This is a genomic window from Endozoicomonas sp. SESOKO1 (genome assembly GCF_024606265.1).
Lineage (GTDB): Bacteria > Pseudomonadota > Gammaproteobacteria > Pseudomonadales > Endozoicomonadaceae > Endozoicomonas.
The window spans coordinates 1-3,767 of the sequence record NZ_JAHHPP010000181.1 but is presented as its reverse complement, the minus strand read 5'-3'; the positions used below and the strand labels follow the sequence as shown (position 1 = coordinate 3,767).

Below are 3,767 nucleotides of genomic sequence, written 5' to 3'. Positions count from 1 at the left end.
TAGGGAAGGCGTGTTGAAGCAGGAAGGTTCTTGGAGCGATCTAAGAACCCTCGCCTTTATGCCCTTAGGGTGCGATAGGGCGGGGAGTGTCAGATGGACCATTTAAACTGCAGTTGCACAGCGTTGAAATTGTAACTGGAATTCAACTCAACAGAACCGCCATCCGGTAAGCAGCTGCCCGCAGTAATTCTATTGGTTTTGAGTCGCACTTCCCCACAGTTACTGAAGGAGTAACGGGTGTTCTTCTTGATAATATAGATACCTTCTTTCACGGATTCTCCAAGACCGATACTATCCAGTCCATAAAGTATGGCTGTGCCTGCAACCTGATTTCGGACCCTGTCCGGGTTATCAATGGTTTTGTAAATGAATGAGCTGATGTGTTCTTCATTTATCTCTTTTCTATGCTTGAACGAGAATTCCACTTTTTTGGTTTCATTAGGGTAGGCTGGTGCTTGATAATAATAATCAACGGCAGAGATATCTTTTAAAATTGAGGTGCTGCTAATTGGCCCCGTCACTATAGACTGATCAGCTGATAAATAAGATATAAAGCTCATAGTTATCGTTAAATAAAGCGTTTGAAAAATGTATTGGGCAATATTTCTTATCATCATGGCCTTCATCCCTGAGTTGATTGGTTTATGTTTCTTTCATTTTTTCTCCAAAAGAGATTTTTGGGTTTTGATGCCCGGTGAATAACCTGTTAGTTTTATTTAGAACATCAAAATCAAACGCTTAAAACAAATTGTTTTATGTGCACACCAGAATAATAGTTACTTAAAGAACAAAAAAAACTTGAACAAAGGTATTATATTTCGATTTGATATATATCTTCGGATATGTTTTATTCGGTTTTTAAGTGGAAAAATTTTTTACATTCCGAATAAAGTTTCCGGAGGTTATCTCCGGAAACCACCGGACATCAGGCGCGGGACATGAATTTCCCGGTTTCTGTATTGATTTTAATGACTTCGCCGTTACTCAGATACTCTGGAACCTGAACCTCCAGGCCAGTGCTGACCCGGGCTGGTTTTGTTCTTGCCGCAGCCGAGGCACCTTTGATGCCAGGGGCGGTATCGACGATTTCCAAAGCAACAGATGCCGGCAGGTCAATCGCCAGTAACTGGCCATCAACCAGCAGGGCTGTCAGGCCTTCCGTATTGTCTGCGATGTAGAGAAGCTGGTCCTCGATAGAGCTGGCATTGACGAGGTACTGGGAATAATCCTCAGAATCCATAAACGTACACTCATTGCCTTCACGGTAGAGTAGCGTTACGGCTCTTCTGTGTAGGTCCACATCAGCGAGAAGAATATCTCCGGTCAGTGTCTGCTCAAGTTTCTGGCCGCCGGGAACCGAATTGAAACGAATCTTGTACAGGGTCTGGGCTCCGCGGGCAGATGGGCTTTTCGCCTCAACCTGACGAACCTGATAATACTGGCCTTCAATGTCTACAATCTGGCCTTTTTTCAGTTCTCGAGCGTAAGGCATTGGATTTTCCGGAGTAGATGGTGTGCGCGCATTTTAAATTGATTATGGCTGCTGATAAAGAGGGCAGTGAGTCAGCCCGGATATTTCATAAACATGCTCCCGTTATCGCTTGTCCTTTGCCGCCCTGAGAAAGTGTTTGGCAAACCAATGTAAATTGCTGATGACACTGGCTACCTGTCAATTCCATGAAAAATGATTCTCGGTACTCTCTGAAAACGGGAAAAAGTTGACCTGCGTCAATACTCGAAAAGAGCTGAGCCTATAAAACAGAGTATGCTGTTGACATAAGTTTGCAGTCTTCCTGGTTTGTATGGCCGTCTCCCGCAGGTCGGCCTGGTGCAGATGCAGTGGTTCTTCCGCAAACCAGTCCAACTGCAAACTTATGTCAACAGAACCTGAAGAATAAATATCCAAGGGGGATGCTATATGACGACAGTAATTGACCGAATTATCAACGATCATCAGCATATGGCACGCTTGCTGGACTATCTGGATTATGAGGTATCTGGCTATCGAGAGGGTAGTGAGCACAAACCCCGGCTTAACATTATTATTGAAGCGCTGGATTATATGCATAACTATCCAGACGCATTTCACCACCCTCTTGAGTCCAGACTGATGGCTCGACTGCGTCCCCGTCTGGCCAGCAAAGAAAAGAGGATTCATTTTGATATGATCGAGGACCAGCACCGGCAGATTTCGGCAATGACCCAGAAGCTTGTGGAGTCATTCAATACCGTTGCCTCTGACCAGGTTGTCCCGATCAATCTTCTGTTGGCTGAATACAAGCTCTACAGTGAATTGCAGCGGGAACATATGGAGCTGGAAAATCAGTATATGATTCCGGCAATGCAGTCCTTATTGACGGTTGATGATCTGGTGCTGGTTGATAATGATCTCAAACAGATGTCTGATCCTCTTTTTGGATCTCATTTGTGGGAGGTATATGAAGATCTATACCTTTATATTACTGAGCGGGAAAGTGCGCTTGAGCCGGTTATTTGATATTCAACGTGAGTTCGACGCTCAGAAAGCTGTCGGTACACCTTCTGTTAGTGCAGAAACATCAATATGAGGCTTTTTGGTATTGCAGATAAGCCGTTTATGCCATTCTGGTTCAAAAACCAGGCAGAAAACATCAACATCACAGAATACACTGGTCATAGACATGGGAGCCACTGGTTAGCTATCTATGGATTGCAACCGAAAGATAGTTAAACAACTGGGGTTCCCTTGTCTTTTTTGCATCGAACTCACGTCAATTAGGCTCTTTTGAATTTTAAGCGCAGTGCTTCAGAATTCATCGGGAATTGCTGAACCGGATTTAACGTCGAGTAGTAGGTGTCGGTTTCCAACGTAACGGACTATAAAGTCGGTCTTGACGTATGCTTCGGGAGTTCGCACACGCCAATTAGTTAGATGTTGTTGGAAGCCAACGAGATCAAGGGCGTCATCGTCACCCCGGCGGTGATGCAGGCCGGAAAATGGATCATCAGCTTTGAGCGGGGCAACGGCCAGTGCTTCACGCTTACCGCCCGCCGTGACAATATCCGCCATTTCGCCAGCGTTGACAGCGCCATCAAGCTGCTGAAAGAACTGGGCATCACCACCACCGTCGTGGACTGGCGATAACAGGAGGTCACCGTGCCGAACTACGCTTACCTGCGGGTCTCCACCGATGCCCAGGACGTACAGAACCAGAAACACGGCGTGCTCGAATACGCCAACCAGCAGGGCATCACCAACCTGCACTACGTTGAAGATACCGTCACCAGCAAGAAACACTGGAAAGAGCGGGGCATCGGTGACTTGCTCAGCCAGGCCGGTTAAGGCGATACCATCATGGCGGCAGAAATCTCCCGGCTGGCCAGGTCCACCCTGGAAGTGCTGGAGATCCTGAAACACTGCACCGAGAACCAGGTCAACCTGCACATCGCCAAGAACGGCATGGTGTTTGATAACTCCCTGCAAAGCAAAATCACCGCCACCGTGCTGGGGCTGGCCGCCGAGATCGAGCGGGAATTCATCAGCAGCCGCACCAAGGAAGCCCTGGCCGCTCGCAAGGCCGCCGGGGTCAAGCTGGGCCGCCCCCGGGGTAAGGCGAAAAACCTGAAACTGGACGCCAGGCGGGGCGAGATCCAGAAATACCTGGATATGGGCGTGAGCAAGGCGGCCATTGCCAAGATCGTTGGTTGCCCGGCGACGACGTTGTATGACTATTGCAAGGTGAGAAAGCTCAAGGCAAGGAAAAAAATAAGCTGATCATCTATAGTCT

Annotated in this window: 5 protein-coding genes and 1 pseudogene; 4 read left to right on the top strand and 2 right to left on the bottom strand. The window is 47.5% G+C overall.

Going from position 1 to position 3,767, the window contains the following annotated elements:
• Positions 1–89: 89 nt before the first annotated feature.
• Positions 90–626: a hypothetical protein gene (locus KDK13_RS08780; RefSeq protein WP_257284599.1), complete on the bottom strand. Its 537-nt coding sequence runs from the start codon at positions 624–626 to the stop codon at positions 90–92.
• Positions 627–925: 299 nt separating this feature from the next.
• Positions 926–1,492: an elongation factor P-like protein YeiP gene (gene yeiP, locus KDK13_RS08775; RefSeq protein WP_257284598.1), complete on the bottom strand. Its 567-nt coding sequence runs from the start codon at positions 1,490–1,492 to the stop codon at positions 926–928.
• A 426-nt stretch (positions 1,493–1,918) separates the two neighbouring features.
• On the opposite strand from yeiP, the gene KDK13_RS08770 reads away from it, so the two are divergent.
• The 4 genes and pseudogenes from KDK13_RS08770 (at position 1,919) to KDK13_RS08755 (ending at position 3,754) form a co-directional block, all read left to right on the top strand.
• The gene (locus KDK13_RS08770; protein WP_257284597.1) at positions 1,919–2,497 is read left to right on the top strand and encodes a hemerythrin domain-containing protein; all 579 of its coding nucleotides are present in this window, start codon (positions 1,919–1,921) and stop codon (positions 2,495–2,497) included.
• 420 nt (positions 2,498–2,917) lie between these two features.
• Positions 2,918–3,124 carry a hypothetical protein gene (locus KDK13_RS08765; protein ID WP_257284596.1) on the top strand — a complete coding sequence of 69 codons (207 nt, stop codon included), beginning with the start codon at positions 2,918–2,920 and terminating at the stop codon, positions 3,122–3,124.
• A gap of 12 nt (positions 3,125–3,136) precedes the next feature.
• Positions 3,137–3,556 (top strand): annotated as a pseudogene (locus KDK13_RS08760) (recombinase family protein); the annotation flags it as partial.
• Positions 3,542–3,754 carry a hypothetical protein gene (locus KDK13_RS08755; protein ID WP_257284600.1) on the top strand — a complete coding sequence of 71 codons (213 nt, stop codon included), beginning with the start codon at positions 3,542–3,544 and terminating at the stop codon, positions 3,752–3,754. The pseudogene KDK13_RS08760 and the gene KDK13_RS08755, both read left to right, overlap by 15 nt.
• The last annotated feature ends 13 nt before the right edge of the window (positions 3,755–3,767 follow it).

Bases quoted from the DNA above. Each gene is read 5' to 3' on its own strand.
- KDK13_RS08780 (WP_257284599.1), bottom strand. From the start codon at position 626: ATGAAGGCCATGATGATAAGAAATATTGCCCAATACATTTTTCAAACG.
- yeiP (WP_257284598.1), bottom strand. From the start codon at position 1,492: ATGCCTTACGCTCGAGAACTGAAAAAAGGCCAGATTGTAGACATTGAA.
- KDK13_RS08770 (WP_257284597.1), top strand. From the start codon at position 1,919: ATGACGACAGTAATTGACCGAATTATCAACGATCATCAGCATATGGCA.